Origin of the sequence: Tanticharoenia sakaeratensis NBRC 103193 (assembly GCF_000963885.1) — a bacterium.
GTDB classification, from domain to species: Bacteria; Pseudomonadota; Alphaproteobacteria; order Acetobacterales; family Acetobacteraceae; genus Tanticharoenia; species Tanticharoenia sakaeratensis.
The window spans coordinates 26,145-42,315 of sequence record NZ_BALE01000058.1; the positions used below are offsets into that span (position 1 = coordinate 26,145).

Below are 16,171 nucleotides of genomic sequence, written 5' to 3' on the forward strand. Positions count from 1 at the left end.
AGCCTATTGAGGGTCGTCAGTCCCGATCTTCCGGAACGCGCGGCAGACGTTTGCGAAGGCTGTGATGAAAGGCCGGAGCGGGGGCCGCCTGCTGCGCCGCCATGCGCCGAACCCGTGCATCGGCGCCTGCGAGCAGCGCGGGAATATCGTTCGTTTCCGGAAGATTCCGCCAGTATTTCCGCGGCATCTCGGACTTCATGGCCTGGATCTTCACACGTGCGGGATTGAACGTCGCACCGTAATAGGTCCGCCAGAGCTGATCGAGGTCGTCAGCCAGCTCTGGCCGCGTGAAAGCCCCGGAACGCACGTCCAGTGTCTCACCGTCCCAGGCGATCGATCCCCGGGGCGTCGCGATCAGCCAGTCCATGTCGGTGAAGCGGTTGGCGAAGAAAGGCGCGACCCGCCGAAGGATGTGATGATCGGGCTCGAACCACGCACAGAATCGTCGTCGCCCGTTGCATCCCGGCTGCTCCCGGAAGCGCACGAATGCCGTCATCTTGTGCGAATCCCGTCGAACGGCCTGGGCCATGCGGCGCAGACGCGCGACATCCGCATCGGTTGAAACCGCAAGCAGGCCGGCCTCGTCCTGCAGACGCCAGACCAGCCGATAGGCCAGATCATGTCGTACCGGATCGCTGTGACACAGCGCCGTCTCGATGAGCGTCAGCGCAGCCCGTGACAGGACGGGCGCGCGAGCGGGATCCTCCTCAGGCCATGGCGCGTCGACAGGAAAGAGGTCGTCGTCTTTCCCGTCTTCAATCCAGTCCAGACGCTCCGGCGCGATACCGGCACGAAGGGCCCGCCGCGCCAGCGTGCGCCAGCACGCGCTGTCGCCATCGGCGCTCACACGCGCACGGAACCGGGTCACAGCAGGGACATCTGCTGCGGCTTGGGCGCGAACAACGTGCCGAGATCATGACGGTCTGCGAGTTTGGTCGGACTCCAGCCGCGCGCGCTGACGAACGGGCGCACCTTCCGGACCGAGACGTTCAGGCGCGTCAGATCCTCGACCCGGATCGTCCGGTGTTGACGCGCGGCCAGCAGTGCCTGGACGGCCTTCGGCCCGAGCCCCGGCACGCGCAACAGCATCTCGCGAGATGCCGTGTTCAGGTCGAGCGGAAACAGGGCACGGTTGGCCAGCGCCCATGCCAGCTTCGGATCGAGATCGAGCGACAGCATCCCGTCGGGAATCGCCGCCGTGATCTCGTCTGCCGCGAACCCGTAGAACCGCACCATCCAGTCCGCCTGATACAGCCGATGTTCCCGCACCAGCGGCGGCGGCCGCACCGGCAGCAGCGCCGATGCATCGGGAATGGGACTGAATGCGGAGTAATAGACCCGACGCAGGCGATACCCGTTGTAGAGGCGGGTCGCGCTCGTCAGCACGTCACGATCGGATGCGGCATCCGCACCTACGATCATCTGCGTGCTTTGCCCGCCAGGGGCAAAACGCGGCGGACGTCGGCCACCGTGCGATCTGTCGCGGCCAGCGTCGATCAGACCGCGCACATCACCCATGGCCTGCCGGATGCCGGCGGCCTCTTTCTGGGGGGCATACTGCGCCAGCCCCTGCTCGGTCGGCATCTCGACATTGATGGACAGGCGGTCGGCGTAAAGCCCGGCCTCCTCGATCAATCCGGGCGATGCGTCGGGGATCGTCTTGAGGTGAATATAGCCGCCGAATCGATGGGTCAGGCGAAGTTCCCGCGCGACCCGCACGAGTTGCTCCATCGTGTAGTCGGATGAGCGAATGATCCCCGACGACAGGAAAAGGCCCTCGATGTAGTTGCGGCGATAGAATTCGAGCGTCAGCCAGACGACGTCCTCAACCGAGAACCGCGCCCGCTCCACATTGCTCGACGAGCGATTGATACAATAGGCGCAGTCATAGACGCAGAAATTCGTCAGCAGGATCTTGAGAAGGGAAATGCAGCGTCCGTCCGGCGCATAGGCGTGGCAGATGCCGCCCCCTCCGGCCGAGCCCAGTCCACCGGCCTTGCGCGCATTGCGCTTGTCCGTCCCGCTGGATGCGCAGGAGGCATCGTATTTCGCCGCATCCGCGAGAATGGACAGCCGATCGGACATCGAGCGCTTCATGTGCGTTCGCTATATGTTCTGACCATTCTCGTCAAGTGGCACCGCAAGGCGGCGCAAAGAAAAGCACAGGGCGTTGAGAGATCATTAACCAATGACGGCTCAGATAGGCGGGCAAAATGCACAACTGGAGAAAATTCCAATGAGCCTGTCGATCAACACCAACAATTCCGCCATGGCCGCGCTGCAGAGCCTGAACCAGACGACCAATGCCCTGAACAAGACCGAGAACGAGGTCTCCACAGGCTATGCCGTCGGTTCCGCCTCGGACAACCCGGCGATCTATTCGATCGCCCAGACCATGAATTCCCAGATCTCGGCCCTGTCGGGCGTGTCCACCGGGCTTCAGTATACGTCCCAGGTGCTGAATACCGCATCCGGCAATGCATCGTCGATCAGCAGCCTGCTCACCAGCCTGACGAGCGCCATCAGCACCGGCGTGACCAACGGTGTCAGCGCCGACACGATGAACTCGCAGATTTCGAGCTTTCTGACCCAGATCGACAGCGACGCCAACACGGCGACGTTTCAGGGCGTGAACCTGTTGTCAGGCGCGACGGGCAACGGCGTTCAGTACACCTCGGTGTCGACCGCACAGGACATAAACGGCAATCTCTATACGCAGTCGGGCTTCAACGCGACGGCCGCGGGCCTCGGCCTCACGGGCCTGAACATCAACCAGTCGGGCTCCCAGGTCGCGCTTGGCGCCAACCAGTTCGTCACGTCGGACAGCGCGACGGGTGGCGGAAGCACGACGGCCAGCACGCTGTCTATCTCGAACAGCGTCGCCAGCGGGTCCGGAACGGCCCAGAGTCCGTCCATGACCTATGACTTCGTCATGGACAGCAACAGCTCCGGGATGCAGTCGACGACGTCGCTTGCCACCGCGCTCAATACGGCATTGACAGGCAGCGCCACGGCTCCGGCCGCAACCGATCCCATCGATCTGTCCGTCGGAACTGATGGCAAGATCACAAATGGCGGCACGTCCAAGATGACGACGTCCACGACCAATGGTGTCACGACGTATTCCTTCGACAATGGCGAGTCGCTTTCTGCCTCGAAGGACGCCAGCGGCAACACCGTCTACACCGCATCCACGGCATTCGATGCAAACGGCAATGCGACCGCCAAGACGATGGTCGTCGATGTGAACACAAGCGCTGACGCCAGCGCATCTTCGAGCGTCACGTCAGGTTCCAGCGTATCCGCCCAGACCGTCGCTCAGACCTCAACGCTGATGCAGGCCATGTCGAACGCAGGGTTCGGCGTCTCGACAGACGCCAGCAACACGCTGACGATCGCCGGCAATAATATCAGTTCGACGTCACCATCCATGACGGGGATGAACGCCAGTTCGACTACGGCGGCCTCGACAATCAAGGCAACGACCACCAGCGGTTACGAAGTCGCGCTGTCGGCCGTGCAGGCGGCGGTCACGAAAATGAACTCGATTTCGAGCGCTTTCGGCTCTGCCACGAACCAGGTCAGCCAGTTGGAGGGTTCGACGAGCAGCCTGTCCAGCGCTCTGACCAGCGGCGTCGGCGCCCTGACGGATGCTGATCTGGCTTCTGAAAGCGCCAAGCTGACTTCGCTTCAGACGAAGCAGCAACTCGCGATCCAGTCGCTTTCGATCGCAAACTCGCAGTCCTCGACCCTGCTCAGCCTGTTCCGCGGCTGACAGTTCTCTCTCCTGCGGCGCCGTATTCGCGTCGTCGCAGGAACAGTTGTCAGACAGAGGCGACGACCTTCCATGAGTTTCAGACCGCCAAACGCCGCCACGGCGTGCGATTGGACGCAGAAATGAGCTCTTGCCCGGCGGCCGTCGCCTCCTCTTCCTGACCCCTTCACCTTAACGCGCCTGCCAGCCTTTGGCCGCCCCCGCCATCGACCGCACGAAGAGGACGACATGAGCTACGCCGCCTTGCAGCAATATGGACGTTCGTCCGGCTCCTATCTCAGCGGCCGCGAAATCGAAGTCATCGCCCTGAATTTCGCCAACCGCAAACTTCGTGAAGCCCAGGCGCCGCAGCCGCGCCGGGAGGCACTGGCCGTCAATATCAGACTCTGGTCGACGCTTCTGAACGGCGTGCAGGATCAGAACAGTCCCCTGCCGCCCATTCTCAAACAGGATCTCGTATCAGTCGGCACCTGGGCGATGCGATACAGCAACCAGGCGCTGAACCGCATGATGTCCCTGGACCCTCTGATCGACATCAATCAGGACATGATCGATGGCCTGTCCGCCGGTTCGATCGCGATGCCAGAAAAACAAACCGACAATGCCGCGATGGCACCGCTCCAGTCACATCATTCACTTGCCTTGGTCGGCTAAGGCATCGGAGCGCTATCCGGCTCCCAACTGATTATCGGTACCGGCTCCTGATGAAGGGAGCGGGCACAGCCGATATCCTGTGCCAGATGATACGCCTGACGAATGACAGGAAAGGCTGCCGTCACCACTGCGGCGCCCGCTTGGACGGCATATCGCGCCCCGGGCGTTTCGTCTCTGTCGTCATTCCGGGCAATCTGTATGCAGCTTGTCTGCTCGCATCAAATGCGAGCAGATGTCTCACGGATACTGGATCAGATGACTCCGTTGCATGACATGACGATGTTTCAAGCGTTCGAACAGAGTGGCTACGGCAACCCGACTGAAAACCTGGCTCCAAACGAGTCCTCGTCATATCTTCCAATAAAATACAGAATTCAAAGGTCTTTTCTGAAAATCGATATGATGACGCCACAGCCAAAGCAGCATCACGTATCATGACAATGTCATGTCCGCATCGCAGGCATGCCGCCGATATCTCGATATCCGCTTACGTTCGCCGGCAGGGAAATTGACCATTCAGACTTCAGCGCCTTAATCGGTCGATTTCCGGGACCACGTGCGGGAACGCACGCAGTTGCCGCCATGTTGGCGCACGCGTCCCGACTGAAAGCGACTTTTATTATCAGGCAGCCGCCTGGATCTGATGCTGATACAGGTCAACCAGCCGAACCAGACGTGCGCGCACTGTCTGTATGACCGATTGCCAATCGCCGGGCGCCGCCTGCCTGACGATGCGCATTGACGGATACCAGGGAGTATCTTCGCATTCTTCGAGCCAGCGCCAGCAGGCATCGAAACGCGAGAGCATCCAGACAGGGCGGTTCATGCTGCCGGCAAGATGCACGATCGACGTGTCGACGCTGATCAGCAGATCAATCCCGGCCAGTCTTGCGGCAGTGTCCGCAAAGTCCGTCACACCATCCATGGCATCCAGCACAGGCCAATGACCCTGTGCGAGTGCGGCTCGCGCTGCCCCGAACTGAAAACTGACGAAGCGAATGCCAGGCACGTCGAACAATGGCGCGAAATCTCCGAGGCCGATCGAACGGCGACGATCGACCAGATTCGATTTCGGATCATTGGGGCGTGGATCGCCGGACCAGACGATTCCGACGACGAGATCCGGCGGCGTCATGCCCCCGGTTGCGCGCGCGCGCAACGCGTTACCCTGCCGGGCCTGATCGTCTTCTGGAACATGAAGGTAAGGACATGCCGGAATCCGACCGGGACGCGCACCGAACCGGAGCGGCAAGGTCGCCATCGGACAATGAAAGTCATAGGACAGATCATGTTCGAGACGCGTCACGACACGCGCAACGCCTGTGACATTGTGCATCAGACGTTGCAGCGCGGGAGGCACCTGCAGCACCACACATGCACCCAAGCCGGCCAGAAGCGGCACGAAGCGGACGAACTGCAATGAATCCCCGAAGCCCTGTTCGGCATGAATCAGGATCGTGCGCCCCGCGAGCGGCTCCCCGAGCCACAACGGCGCCCGCAGATCGCATCGCGGCCTCTGGCAATCCCGCCAGCGCCATTCATATTCGGCCCAGCCCTGATCGAAATGTCCGGCCTTGAGCAACGCCACTGCCAGCCCGAAACGCACAGCCGGCATGTCCGGCGCATCTGCCGCTGCCTGCGCATAGACAGGAATCGCTTCCTGGCTGCGGTTGAGCTGGACCAGCGCATAGCCGAGATTGTTGAGCGCCTTGACGTCGGACGGGGTTCTGGAGAGCGCCATTTCCGCGGCTTCATGTGCGGCCGTGAACTGCCCGTTCGCGGCCAGAGCGGCACTGAGGTCAGTCCATTGCTCCGCGAGGGGGGCCTCCTCGGCCATGGCGCGACGCATGTTATCCAGAGCACCGATCACGTCACCTGCGGCGAGGCGACAGAGTCCTGCCCGATGACGGGCGCGTGCATGACCGGGACGGGCTGAAAGGCAGCGTTCGTAAAGTGTCAGGGCGCCAGTCCGGTCCTCGAGAAGCTCGCACACGCTGCCGAGAACGAATTGTGCATCCGGCAGGTCCGGGACGCAGGCCACCGCTTTTGCGAGTTGCTCGCGCGCCTCCTGTGCACGACCGAGTGCATGCAGGCTGGTCGCGAGCAGGCCGAGCGTCAGGAAGTTTGGCGACAGCGCGGCCGCGCGGGCGAACCGGTCACGCGCTTCCTCCGTCTGCCCGGCTGCAAGCGCCGTCTGTCCAATCACGATCAGGGGAGACGGCAGTTGCGCGTCGCATTCATGGGCCTTCTCCGCTGCTTCTCGCGCTGCCGCGCCATCGCCACATGCCAGCGCCGCCTGCATCAGGTCGACATACCGCCCTGCGGCAGCTTCGACCTCCCTTGCTTCACGAACCACCGCCGCCACTCCCGAACCAAATTCCGATGGCGTCGAAAGTATTGCCCTTGCATTTCCACAAGGTTAACGCGCAGCCGGGGGACGCATTTGCGCCTTGGCAAGTCGCAAAACTTTGCTAGACCCCGAAGGAGAACCACGCCCACACTCTCTCTGGCGCGTTACCGGACCTTCTTCCGCATGACACAGTCCCTCGCCTCCCACGCCGTTTTCCCGGCGCACGCACCCCTGCGCGAGGCCATCGCGGATGCAACGCGACGTCCCGAGCCCGATTGCATGGGGCCGCTGATCGCAGAAGCGACGCTCGACCCGGAGCAGTCGGAACTGGCGGATGCGACGGCACTCGATCTTGCAACACGCCTGCGTGCACGCGGCCCTGCCGCCGGGGTGGAGGCGATGTTGCAGGCGTTCTCGCTGGATTCGCGCGAGGGCATCGCCCTGATGTGTCTGGCGGAAGCCCTGCTGCGCATTCCCGATGCCGCAACGCGCGATGCGCTGATCCGGGACCAGATCGGGCGCAATACATGGACGCTACCGAGCGGCCATGACCGTCCGATGATCGTCAATGCCGCCGCCTGGGGCATGGCGCTGACCGGACGCATGACCGGCGGGAGCAACGCCTCGATGCGCGGCGCGCTCATGAACATCGCCGGGCGCGGCGGCGCGCCGCTGATCCGTCGCAGCGTCGATGCCGCGATCCGCACCATGGGACGGCAGTTCGTCATCGGCGAGACGATGGGACAGGCGTTGAAGGCCGCACGCGCACGCGAGGCACAGGGCTTTACCTATTCCTATGACATGCTCGGCGAAGCGGCCCTGACGGCGAACGACGCCATCCAGTTCCGCAACGCCTACATGGGCGCGCTCGAGGCGCTGGCCCCGCAGGCCGCCCGACATGGAGCGCTGCACGAACGCCCGGGACTTTCGATCAAGCTGTCGGCACTGCATCCGCGTTACAGCCGTGCGCAACGCGATCGGGTGATGAGCGAGCTCCTGCCGACACTGCGCATGCTGGCCCTGCGTGCACAGGCCCTGGGCGTCGGCCTCAACATCGATGCCGAAGAGAGCGAGCGGCTCGACCTGTCGCTCGATCTGCTCGAAGCCCTGTGCGACATGCCGAAGCTGGCAGGCTGGGACGGCATCGGCTTCGTCGTGCAGGCCTATGGCAAGCGCGCCCATGCCGTCATCGCCTTCCTGATTGCCCTTGCGCGGCGGACGGAACGGCGGATCGCGGTCCGGCTCGTGAAGGGCGCCTACTGGGACAGCGAAATCAAGCGTGCGCAGGTGGAAGGTCAAAGCGACTTTCCGGTCTTCACGCGCAAATGCCACACCGATGTCAGCTATATTGCCTGCGCACGGCAGATGCTGAATGCGACCGATGCGCTATATCCACAGTTCGCCACTCACAACGCGCGCACGATTGCGACTATCCACGCGCTGGCAGGGCCTGATTTCACTCCCGGCCTGTTCGAGTTCCAGTGCCTGCATGGCATGGGCGAAACCGTCTACGAGCCGGTGATCAGCCCGGCAGGCCTTGCGCGCCCCTGCCGGATCTATGCCCCGGTCGGCCCGCATGAGACACTGCTGTCATACCTCGTGCGCCGCCTGCTCGAGAACGGGGCCAATTCCTCCTTCGTCAATCAGGCGAACGATCGCGACGTGTCGATCGAGACGTTGATCGCCGATCCGCTGGAACGCGCCCGCGCGATCATGCCGCCGCATAGTGCGAACCCGGGCATCCTGCGGCCGCCGGCCCTGTTCACGCGCGATCCGTTCGCGCCCGTGCGAACGAATGCGCGCGGCATGGACCTTGCCGATGAGGCGACGCTTGAGGCAGTCGCGAATGTCGCGCATTCGATGACGGGGCTGTTCCATGCGGGCCCCATGCTCGGCAATGCCGATGGCAGGGCAGCATTGTCCGCCACGCCCCTGCCCGGTCCGGCTCATGCTATACGCAATCCAGCGGACAAGGGTGATCGGGTCGGCGACGTGGTATTCGCACGCTCCGAAGATATCGACGCTGCCCTGTCAATCGCCCGCGATGCTGCGCCCGGATGGTCAGGGCGTTCACCGTCCGCCCGGGCCGAAGTGCTGGAACGCGCGGCTGATCTCCTGGAAGCCGATGCCTATTCCATGTTCGCGCTGCTGGCCCGGGAAGCAGGCAAGACGTTGCCGAACGCAGTCGCGGAAGTGCGCGAGGCGGTCGATTTCCTGCGCTATTACGCGGCCGGGATCCGGGTGCGCTTCGACAACGCAACATACGTGCCGCTTGGCACTATCGCATGCATCAGCCCGTGGAACTTCCCGCTCGCGATCTTCACGGGCCAGATCGCGGCAGCACTTGCCGCCGGAAACGTGGTCCTCGCCAAGCCGGCCGAAGAGACGCCGCTTGTCGCCGCGCGCATGACGGCACTCCTGCATGAGGCCGGCGTGCCGCAGGATGCACTGCAGCTTCTGCCGGGCGAAGGCGATGTCGGCGCCGCCCTCATCGGGGATGCGCGGGTCGATGGCGTGATGTTCACCGGATCGACCTCGGTTGCGCTGTCGATTGCGCGCATCCTGCAGGAACGCACCGGGCGCGACAGCCGTCCTATTCCCCTGATCGCCGAGACGGGCGGCCAGAACGCGATGGTGGTCGACAGTTCGGCGCTGCCGGAACAGATCGTCTCCGACGTCATCGCATCCGCTTTCGACAGCGCGGGTCAGCGCTGCTCGGCGCTGCGCGTCCTGTGCGTGCAGGAGGACTGCGCCGAGCGTGTGCTGGAGATGCTGCGCGGGGCAATGCGCGAACTCCGCGTGGGCGATCCGCGCCGGCTCGAGACGGATATCGGGCCGGTCATTTCGGGCGAGGCACAGGCGCGGATCGAGGCGCATATCGCCGACATGCGCCGCGCCGGGCGACGGATCTGGCAGGCCGAGTTGCCGGAAGACGGATCGCGCGGTTATTTCGTGCCGCCGACGCTGATCGAGATCGGGCGTGTCGCCGATATTGGCGGCGAGGTGTTCGGGCCCGTCCTGCATGTGCGGCGGTTCAAGCGCGCGGAATTCGACGGCGTGATCGATGCGGTCAATGCCACGGGTTATGGCCTGACATTCGGCGTGCACAGCCGGATCGAGTCCACGATCCAGCGCGCCGTCGCCCGCAGCGGCGCAGGCAATGTCTACGTCAATCGCAACACGATCGGGGCGACCGTCGGCGTGCAGCCGTTCGGCGGATCGGGCCTGTCGGGGACAGGGCCGAAAGCGGGAGGGCCGCTTACGCTCGGGCGTCTGCTGACGCGGTCGCCGGTCTATGCGCCGCCGGTCCCGGGACACATCCCGCATGCAGCCCGCGCGCTCGTGACCTTTCTCGAATCCCGCGACCCCGTGGCCGCACGTCGGGCGCGGATCGACATCGCCCATGCGTTGCCGGGCACGACCTTCGAACTGCCCGGCCCGGTCGGGGAAACCAACACCTACGCGCTGCGTCCACGCGGGGCCATCTTGTGCGCAGCCGAAAGCTGGGGCGCCATCCTGCAGGCGGTGGCCATGGTGCTGGGCACCGGCAACACAGCCCTGGTGCTGGCGCCGGACACGGCGCTCGAATGGATGGCGCGGATGCCGGCCAGCCTCAACGCCGCGATCCAGAAAGTCGATCCCGGCGCCCTGCCGGACTGCGCCGCAATGCTGATGCAACCGAGTTCGGCTCTCGCGCAGGCGGCGGCCGCAACGCTGACCGCGCGCGAAGGCCGCGTCGTCCCCCTGCATCATATCGGCACCGTGCGCCCCGAAGAGCTGCTGGAAGAACGCGTGGTCACGGTGAACACGACCGCTACGGGCGGCAATGCAGCCCTGATGTCGATGGCCTGACATGGCAGCGCGTGAGAAAAACTGTCGCCTGTCCAGACCGTCAGGCGCCATATCCATAACCGCGGGTTCATCGGGCGAGCCATTCCCGACATGTGGCGCACGATCCGCCGGATCGCTTGACCGGCAGCGACCAACAACGTGATATCAGCGATCCCAGCCTAGAAATTCAGGCTCAGCTCCGGCCCCGGGGCCTGCAGATCATTGCGAAGAGGTATTCGTGTCCTGTGGCCGTCCAACAATGCGCCTGATCCATGTTAACTGAGCTTGCCCCGCATGGCGCGCCCGCGACCGCGGATGAGTGGCAGAAGCGGCTCGCGCGCGTCGCCCCGGATATCGCGTCTCTCGTGGCATCGGTCGTCGAATCTCATGCCGATGCGTGCGTCGAGACGTTCTATTCGGTGCTGCTGACCCAGCCGGATGCAACGGATTTTCTGTCGCATCAGATGGTCAACACCCAGCTGCGCGCAGGTCTGCACAAATGGCTGCTGACCCTTTTTTCCCGCAAGACGCCCGATGCCAACGTTTTGGTCGCGACACAGGCCAGGATCGGTGCCGCGCACGCACGGATCCATGTTCCCATTCACATCGTGATGCAGGGTGCGCGCCTGCTCAAAGGCGTCATCCGTCAGTTTCTCTTCGAACGCGATCTTTCGCGCGATACGCTTTTCCGGGCGATCAGCCATGTCGGCGACATGATCGACATCGCTGTCGAATTCATGAGCCAGGCGTTCGTGCAGGACCTTCAGAAAGGTGCCGTCGCGGATGAGGCCTATCGACTTGTCTCGCTGGGGCAGGACGTGACGCTCGAGCGGGAAATCCAGCGTTCCGCACTCCTCGACTGGAGCCACAAGCTCCTGTTCAACCTGTGGGATGCCACACCGACATCCGTGATACCGCTCGAAAAATCGGATTTCGGATTGTGGCTGACGCACAAGGGAAATGTCCTGTTCCAGGGCACGCCGGGCATCGAGCAGGTGCGTGTCATCGTATCCAGGATCGATGCGGAGCTTGTCCCCGCTCTCGTGAAAAGCAAGCCTCCCGCGTCGGCGCTGATCCAGAACCTTCAGACGACGGTCAATGAAATCCGTTTCCTCATCGACCAGCTCTTCAAGGAGACGGAAGCGGTCGAGGGTGGACGCGATCCCCTGACGCACATGCTGAACCGCCGTTTCCTGCCGACCATTCTGGGACGCGAGGTCAAGCTGTCCCTTCATCGTGGCACGCCTTTCAGCGTACTCATGCTGGATGTCGATCATTTCAAGGCCATCAACACGACGCTCGGGCATTCGGGCGGAGACAGCGTGCTGCGTGGCATCGCCGAGCTGATCGTCGACGCCTGCCGCGTGACGGACTTCATTTTCCGTTACGGCGGCGAGGAATTTCTGATCGCGCTGGTCGAGACCGACCGGGAGGGCGCGTGGCACGCTGCCGAGCGGATCCGTCAGACCGTCGAGCAGAACACGAACACCATGGGCTGGGGCGAGGACGTGCGCGTCACGATCTCGATCGGGATCGCCACATTCGATGGACATCCGGACTACACACACCTGATCGAGGAAGCCGACCGCGCGCTGTATGCGGCCAAGGCTGCCGGGCGCAATCGCTGCGTCGCCTCCACCGAAACCTGTATCCAAAGCGAAGCCTAGGCGGCTTCACCCTATCTGCAACAGGTCGGCTTCCAAAGACGCGCCCTACCGAGATTAAGTGAACGCCACGCACGGCGGCGATCGCGTCTTCCGACTTGTGATGCCGCAGGTTTCATCGCAGTCCTTTCTGTTGAAAGCGACGAGGTGGAGCGTCCGTCATGTCACCTGCCGATCCATACCCTGCCATCAGGATGACGCGGCGATCGGCCTGGAAGGCATTGGGGCTAGCGGGAGCGGCAGGCCTCGCCGGCCGCGCAACAGGGGCTGCCGCCGTGATCGCGACATCGGATTCCGACGCATCGGAAAGCGCCAGCGTCGGAGTGAGCGGCGCACCATTCGAGGCAGGATCGGGCGCTGCGACCGCGCCGGTCATTCCGGGCATCGAGGCCGCAGGCGAAGGATCGAGCGCACCGATGCGGCTGCTGCGTCTGGACGGAACGCGCGCCACCCTGTTGCTGATCGCGCGCCATACCGGCCTGCCGGAAATAGCGCACTGGGGTGCGAGACTTCCGGACGATCTCGACGCGCAATCCGTCTTTGCGATGCGCGCGCCCGAGATGCCCGACAACGGTCCCGATCAATGGCAGCCACTGATCACGCTCCTGGACACGATCGGCGGCTGGAGCCTCGACATGCCGGGACTGATCGCCAGCCGGCCCGACGGCACGGCATGGACGGCCGCGTTCACGATCACCGCGATCGACCACACGCCGGGGCAGCTCACCCTTCAGGCAACCGACGATCTCTCCCGACTCAGGCTCGACATCACCCTGACCCTGGGGACCGAGGACGTGTTGTCGGCGCAGACCGTGCTGACCAATACCGGAGAGACACCGCTCGATGTCGCGCGACTTGTCTCGGGAACATTCCTCCTGCCCGACACGATGACGACGTTCGGCGTCATGCATGGGGCCTGGGGGATGGAATGGGGCCAGTCACCGACCGAATTGCGAAATGGTGCGCTTGTCATCGAGAGCCGCCGCAACAGATCGCATGACCATTTCCCCGGCCTGGTCGCCGGAGCCACCGGCACGACCCAGAACACGGGCGAAGCCTATGGCGCGCAGCTGGGCTGGAGCGGCGGACATCGCTTCTGCGTCGAGCGGATGGAGGATGCGCGCTACCGGTTGTCCGTGAGCGAGTACCTCTATCCCGGAGAAGGCAGTCTGCCGCCCGGCGCGGCGCTGAAAACACCCGTGGCCTATGCCGCCTTTTCTCCGCAAGGCTATGCGGGAATTGCCCGTGCCTTTCAGGCTTTCGCTCGCGCGCATGTCCTGCAGTGGCCGGGAGGTGCGATGAAGCCCCGTCCTGTCCTGCTGAACTCATGGGAAGGGAACCTCTTCGATCTCCATGAGGACTGTCTGCGCCGTCAGATCGATGCGACGGCGGATCTTGGCGTGGAACGCTTCGTGCTGGACGATGGATGGTTCGGCAGCCGGCGCAACGACCGTCAGGGCCTGGGCGACTGGACCGTCGCCCGCTCCATCTTTCCTCAGGGCCTGCGTCCGTTATCGGATCACGTTCATGCCAGAGGCATGCAGTTCGGCCTGTGGTACGAGCCGGAGATGGCCAACCCGGACAGCAACGTCTTTCGCGCGCATCCGGACTGGGCGCTGCAGGTGCGCGGTCGCCCGTTGCTGACGTCACGCCGCCAGGTCGCACTCGATATCAGCCGTCCGGAGGTCGCGGACCACCTGTTCACCACGCTCTCGCATGAAGTGACGAACAGCCGCATCGATTACATCAAGTGGGATTTCAACCGCGATCTGCTGGATGCCGCCGATGCGCAGGGCCGGGCAGCCTACCGGCGGCAGGTCCTGGCGCTGTATGCCCTGTGGGACCGGCTGCATCATGCCCATCCCGAGCTGGAAATCGAAAGCTGCGCGTCGGGCGGCGGTCGCCATCTTCGGGCATCTGGGCATCGAGCTGAACCCGCTGAAACTCACAGATGTCGAACGCATGCGCCTGCGCGACTGGATCGCGCTCCACAAACGCCTGCGTGGCGTGCTGCATCATGGCGAGGCCCAGTTCGCGGACGACGGCCCGGATCGGATCGTGCGAGGCGTCACCTCGACGGACCGGCGGACGGGCATCTATCTTCTGGCGCAGGAAAACTGGCCGCCGGTGCGGCGTTCGGCACCGGTCAGGCTCTGCGGCCTCGACACGGCGTCTCGCTATCGCGTGACGATCCCGAAACCCCAGACCGCCCCCGGAGGCCGACTGTCACCCGCACAGATGCGCCTTTACGCGGATGGCCTTGTCCTGTCCGGCGCGGCCCTCATGGACATGGGGCTCTTCCTCCCCGACCATGCGCCGCAGACGGCGTGTGTGATCGAGTGCCAGGCGGTGCGGAACGCCTGATGCGATGCAAGCGGCCGCATTACAGACGCATGCCGCCGTCCGCTTCACCCACGCGCCAGTAGCCTGCCGCCTTGATCTGCGTGCGAGACAAGGCTTCTTCCTCGATCAGTTCCGCTCTCAGGCGACGTGCGACCGATGTCTCGGTCGCGATCCAGGCTGTGATATCGGCGGCCGACCAGTCGTGCCGGCGCGCAGCGTGACGCAGTCGCACCCAGCCAAGATCGTCCATGCCGTCGGGATCGAGCCATGCAAGGGTATCGCCAGGGCGCAGCGGCTTCAGATCCCGCTGCCGTTCACCTGCGTCATCGAGCGCGACATAGACGTGCACGCGGCCTGAATGGCGGTCTGCGGTCTCGAGGCATCGCGCCATGGCCGGTAGCGCCGTCGTATCGCCGAACAGGATACGGGTCTCGGCGAACGCCACCGGTTCGTGACGCGGCTTCGGCCCGAAGACGGTGACACGATCGCCTGTGCGGACGGAAGCCGCCCATTGCGCAGCCGGCCCGTGACCATGCAGGACGCAATCGAGCGTCAGTTGCCGCGCCTGCGCGTCGACATGGCGGATCGTGTAGCTCCGGCGCACATCCGTGCCGGGCACGAGCAGTTTCACATGATCGTCGAAGCGATCCGAGCGGATATCGGCGAGATCGGGGCCTTCGAGCACGATGCGGCGCAGGCGGGGCGTCGGCGCCATGACCGACGCCACCGTCACATCCCGCCGGGCCGGACGGGGCGCGGGATTGTCGGCCACCTTCATGCATCCGTCCTGCCGGAAGGCGCGGCCGGCGCGTCGCCGCCTGCACGGCCCGCCGTGCCGTCGCTCTCGATCTCGCGTGTCGCGCGGTTCAGGATCTCGGCGATCCGCATGGCTTCGCGGGCATCGCAGCCCCGGCGACGCATGAGGGCCCGCTTCAGCCCGTGACGCGCGGCATGCAACGCATCGCCCGCTGCCGGGTCCATGTCGTTGACACCTGCGAACGCGTCGCGCACTTCGCCCATGCGGCTGCCGATCCGCGTCAGGGCCGCAATGATGGCCTCCGCCCGCTCGGCCTGGCTGCGGTAGTGCGTCTTGCCCTCCTCCGTCAGGGCATACAACTTGCGGGCACCGGCAGGCTGCACTTCGGCAAGTCCCGCATCCTCGAGATAGGTCAGCGCCGGATACACCATGCCGGGGCTCGGCTTGTAGAAGCCGCCTGATAGCGTCTCGATCTGGCGGATCAGATCGTAGCCATGGGCCGGCGCCTGCATGAGCAGCGATTCCAGAACGAGCTGGAGGTCATCCGAGCTCAGCTTGCGGCCGCCGGGAAAGTCCCCGCCGTCGCCAAAACCGCCCCAGCCACGTCCGCCGGGACGGCCGCCACCGAAGCCGCGACCGAACCGGCCTGCGAACATGGCTTCTTCATGCCCATGGCCGGAGTGGCAGCCGCCCTTGTGTCCATTCCTGGACCTGTGATCGCCGCGAAACATACCAAACTTCATATCTGTTCTCCTCGATATATCGTAAGATAGTAAGTCTTAAGATATATCTCAAGG

Annotated in this window: 10 protein-coding genes and 1 pseudogene; 6 read left to right on the plus strand and 5 right to left on the minus strand. The window is 64.2% G+C overall.

Annotated features, from left to right (window positions below; genetic code table 11):
• Nucleotides 1–16: 16 nt before the first annotated feature.
• Together B8446_RS15410 and B8446_RS15415 are read right to left on the minus strand one after the other, a co-directional pair.
• Nucleotides 17–868 (minus strand): TIGR03915 family putative DNA repair protein, encoded by an 852-nt coding sequence (locus B8446_RS15410; protein WP_053053929.1) that lies wholly within the window; start codon nt 866–868, stop codon nt 17–19.
• Entirely contained in the window at nt 865–2,097 is a 1,233-nt protein-coding gene (locus B8446_RS15415) for a putative DNA modification/repair radical SAM protein (RefSeq protein WP_048851180.1), read from the minus strand. The genes B8446_RS15410 and B8446_RS15415 overlap by 4 nt, the downstream gene beginning before the upstream one ends.
• A 139-nt stretch (nt 2,098–2,236) precedes the next feature.
• Between B8446_RS15415 and B8446_RS15420 the strand changes: the two genes are divergently transcribed.
• Entirely contained in the window at nt 2,237–3,775 is a 1,539-nt protein-coding gene (locus B8446_RS15420) for a flagellin N-terminal helical domain-containing protein (RefSeq protein ID WP_048851181.1), read from the plus strand.
• Between the two features lie 228 nt (nt 3,776–4,003).
• Complete coding sequence (locus B8446_RS15425; RefSeq protein WP_053053931.1) at nt 4,004–4,429, plus strand: flagellar biosynthesis regulator FlaF; 426 nt, start codon at nt 4,004–4,006, stop codon at nt 4,427–4,429.
• Between the two features lie 622 nt (nt 4,430–5,051).
• Here the strand turns inward: B8446_RS15425 and B8446_RS15430 are convergent.
• Complete coding sequence (locus B8446_RS15430) at nt 5,052–6,785, minus strand: tetratricopeptide repeat protein (protein WP_148506047.1); 1,734 nt, start codon at nt 6,783–6,785, stop codon at nt 5,052–5,054.
• Nucleotides 6,786–6,962: 177 nt separating this feature from the next.
• Between B8446_RS15430 and putA the strand changes: the two genes are divergently transcribed.
• The 4 genes and pseudogenes from putA (at nt 6,963) to B8446_RS16805 (ending at nt 14,638) form a co-directional block, all read left to right on the plus strand.
• On the plus strand, nt 6,963–10,631 hold the full coding sequence (putA, locus tag B8446_RS15435; protein ID WP_048851185.1) for a bifunctional proline dehydrogenase/L-glutamate gamma-semialdehyde dehydrogenase PutA: 3,669 nt from the start codon (nt 6,963–6,965) through the stop codon (nt 10,629–10,631).
• A gap of 251 nt (nt 10,632–10,882) precedes the next feature.
• Nucleotides 10,883–12,277, plus strand: a complete 1,395-nt coding sequence (locus tag B8446_RS15440; RefSeq protein WP_048851187.1) for a diguanylate cyclase — start codon at nt 10,883–10,885, stop codon at nt 12,275–12,277.
• Nucleotides 12,278–12,690: 413 nt separating this feature from the next.
• Nucleotides 12,691–14,169: pseudogene (locus B8446_RS15445) on the plus strand (alpha-galactosidase); the annotation flags it as partial.
• A gap of 67 nt (nt 14,170–14,236) precedes the next feature.
• The gene (locus tag B8446_RS16805) at nt 14,237–14,638 is read left to right on the plus strand and encodes a GH36 C-terminal domain-containing protein (RefSeq protein ID WP_373277155.1); all 402 of its coding nucleotides are present in this window, start codon (nt 14,237–14,239) and stop codon (nt 14,636–14,638) included.
• Between the two features lie 19 nt (nt 14,639–14,657).
• Here B8446_RS16805 and B8446_RS15450 read toward each other — a convergent pair whose 3' ends face one another.
• Nucleotides 14,658–15,395 carry a siderophore-interacting protein gene (locus tag B8446_RS15450; protein ID WP_048851189.1) on the minus strand — a complete coding sequence of 246 codons (738 nt, stop codon included), beginning with the start codon at nt 15,393–15,395 and terminating at the stop codon, nt 14,658–14,660.
• Nucleotides 15,392–16,117 carry a PadR family transcriptional regulator gene (locus B8446_RS15455; RefSeq protein WP_241767829.1) on the minus strand — a complete coding sequence of 242 codons (726 nt, stop codon included), beginning with the start codon at nt 16,115–16,117 and terminating at the stop codon, nt 15,392–15,394. Before B8446_RS15455 ends, B8446_RS15450 begins: the two co-directional genes overlap by 4 nt.
• Nucleotides 16,118–16,171 lie beyond the last annotated feature (54 nt).

What these genes read in the sequence shown, in the direction of transcription:
- B8446_RS15415 (WP_048851180.1), bottom strand. Translation starts at nt 2,097, where the DNA reads ATGAAGCGCTCGATGTCCGATCGGCTGTCCATTCTCGCGGATGCGGCG.
- B8446_RS15420 (WP_048851181.1), top strand. Translation starts at nt 2,237, where the DNA reads ATGAGCCTGTCGATCAACACCAACAATTCCGCCATGGCCGCGCTGCAG.
- B8446_RS15425 (WP_053053931.1), top strand. Translation starts at nt 4,004, where the DNA reads ATGAGCTACGCCGCCTTGCAGCAATATGGACGTTCGTCCGGCTCCTAT.
- putA (WP_048851185.1), top strand. Translation starts at nt 6,963, where the DNA reads ATGACACAGTCCCTCGCCTCCCACGCCGTTTTCCCGGCGCACGCACCC.
- B8446_RS15440 (WP_048851187.1), top strand. Translation starts at nt 10,883, where the DNA reads ATGTTAACTGAGCTTGCCCCGCATGGCGCGCCCGCGACCGCGGATGAG.
- B8446_RS16805 (WP_373277155.1), top strand. Translation starts at nt 14,237, where the DNA reads ATGCGCCTGCGCGACTGGATCGCGCTCCACAAACGCCTGCGTGGCGTG.
- B8446_RS15450 (WP_048851189.1), bottom strand. Translation starts at nt 15,395, where the DNA reads ATGAAGGTGGCCGACAATCCCGCGCCCCGTCCGGCCCGGCGGGATGTG.
- B8446_RS15455 (WP_241767829.1), bottom strand. Translation starts at nt 16,117, where the DNA reads ATGAAGTTTGGTATGTTTCGCGGCGATCACAGGTCCAGGAATGGACAC.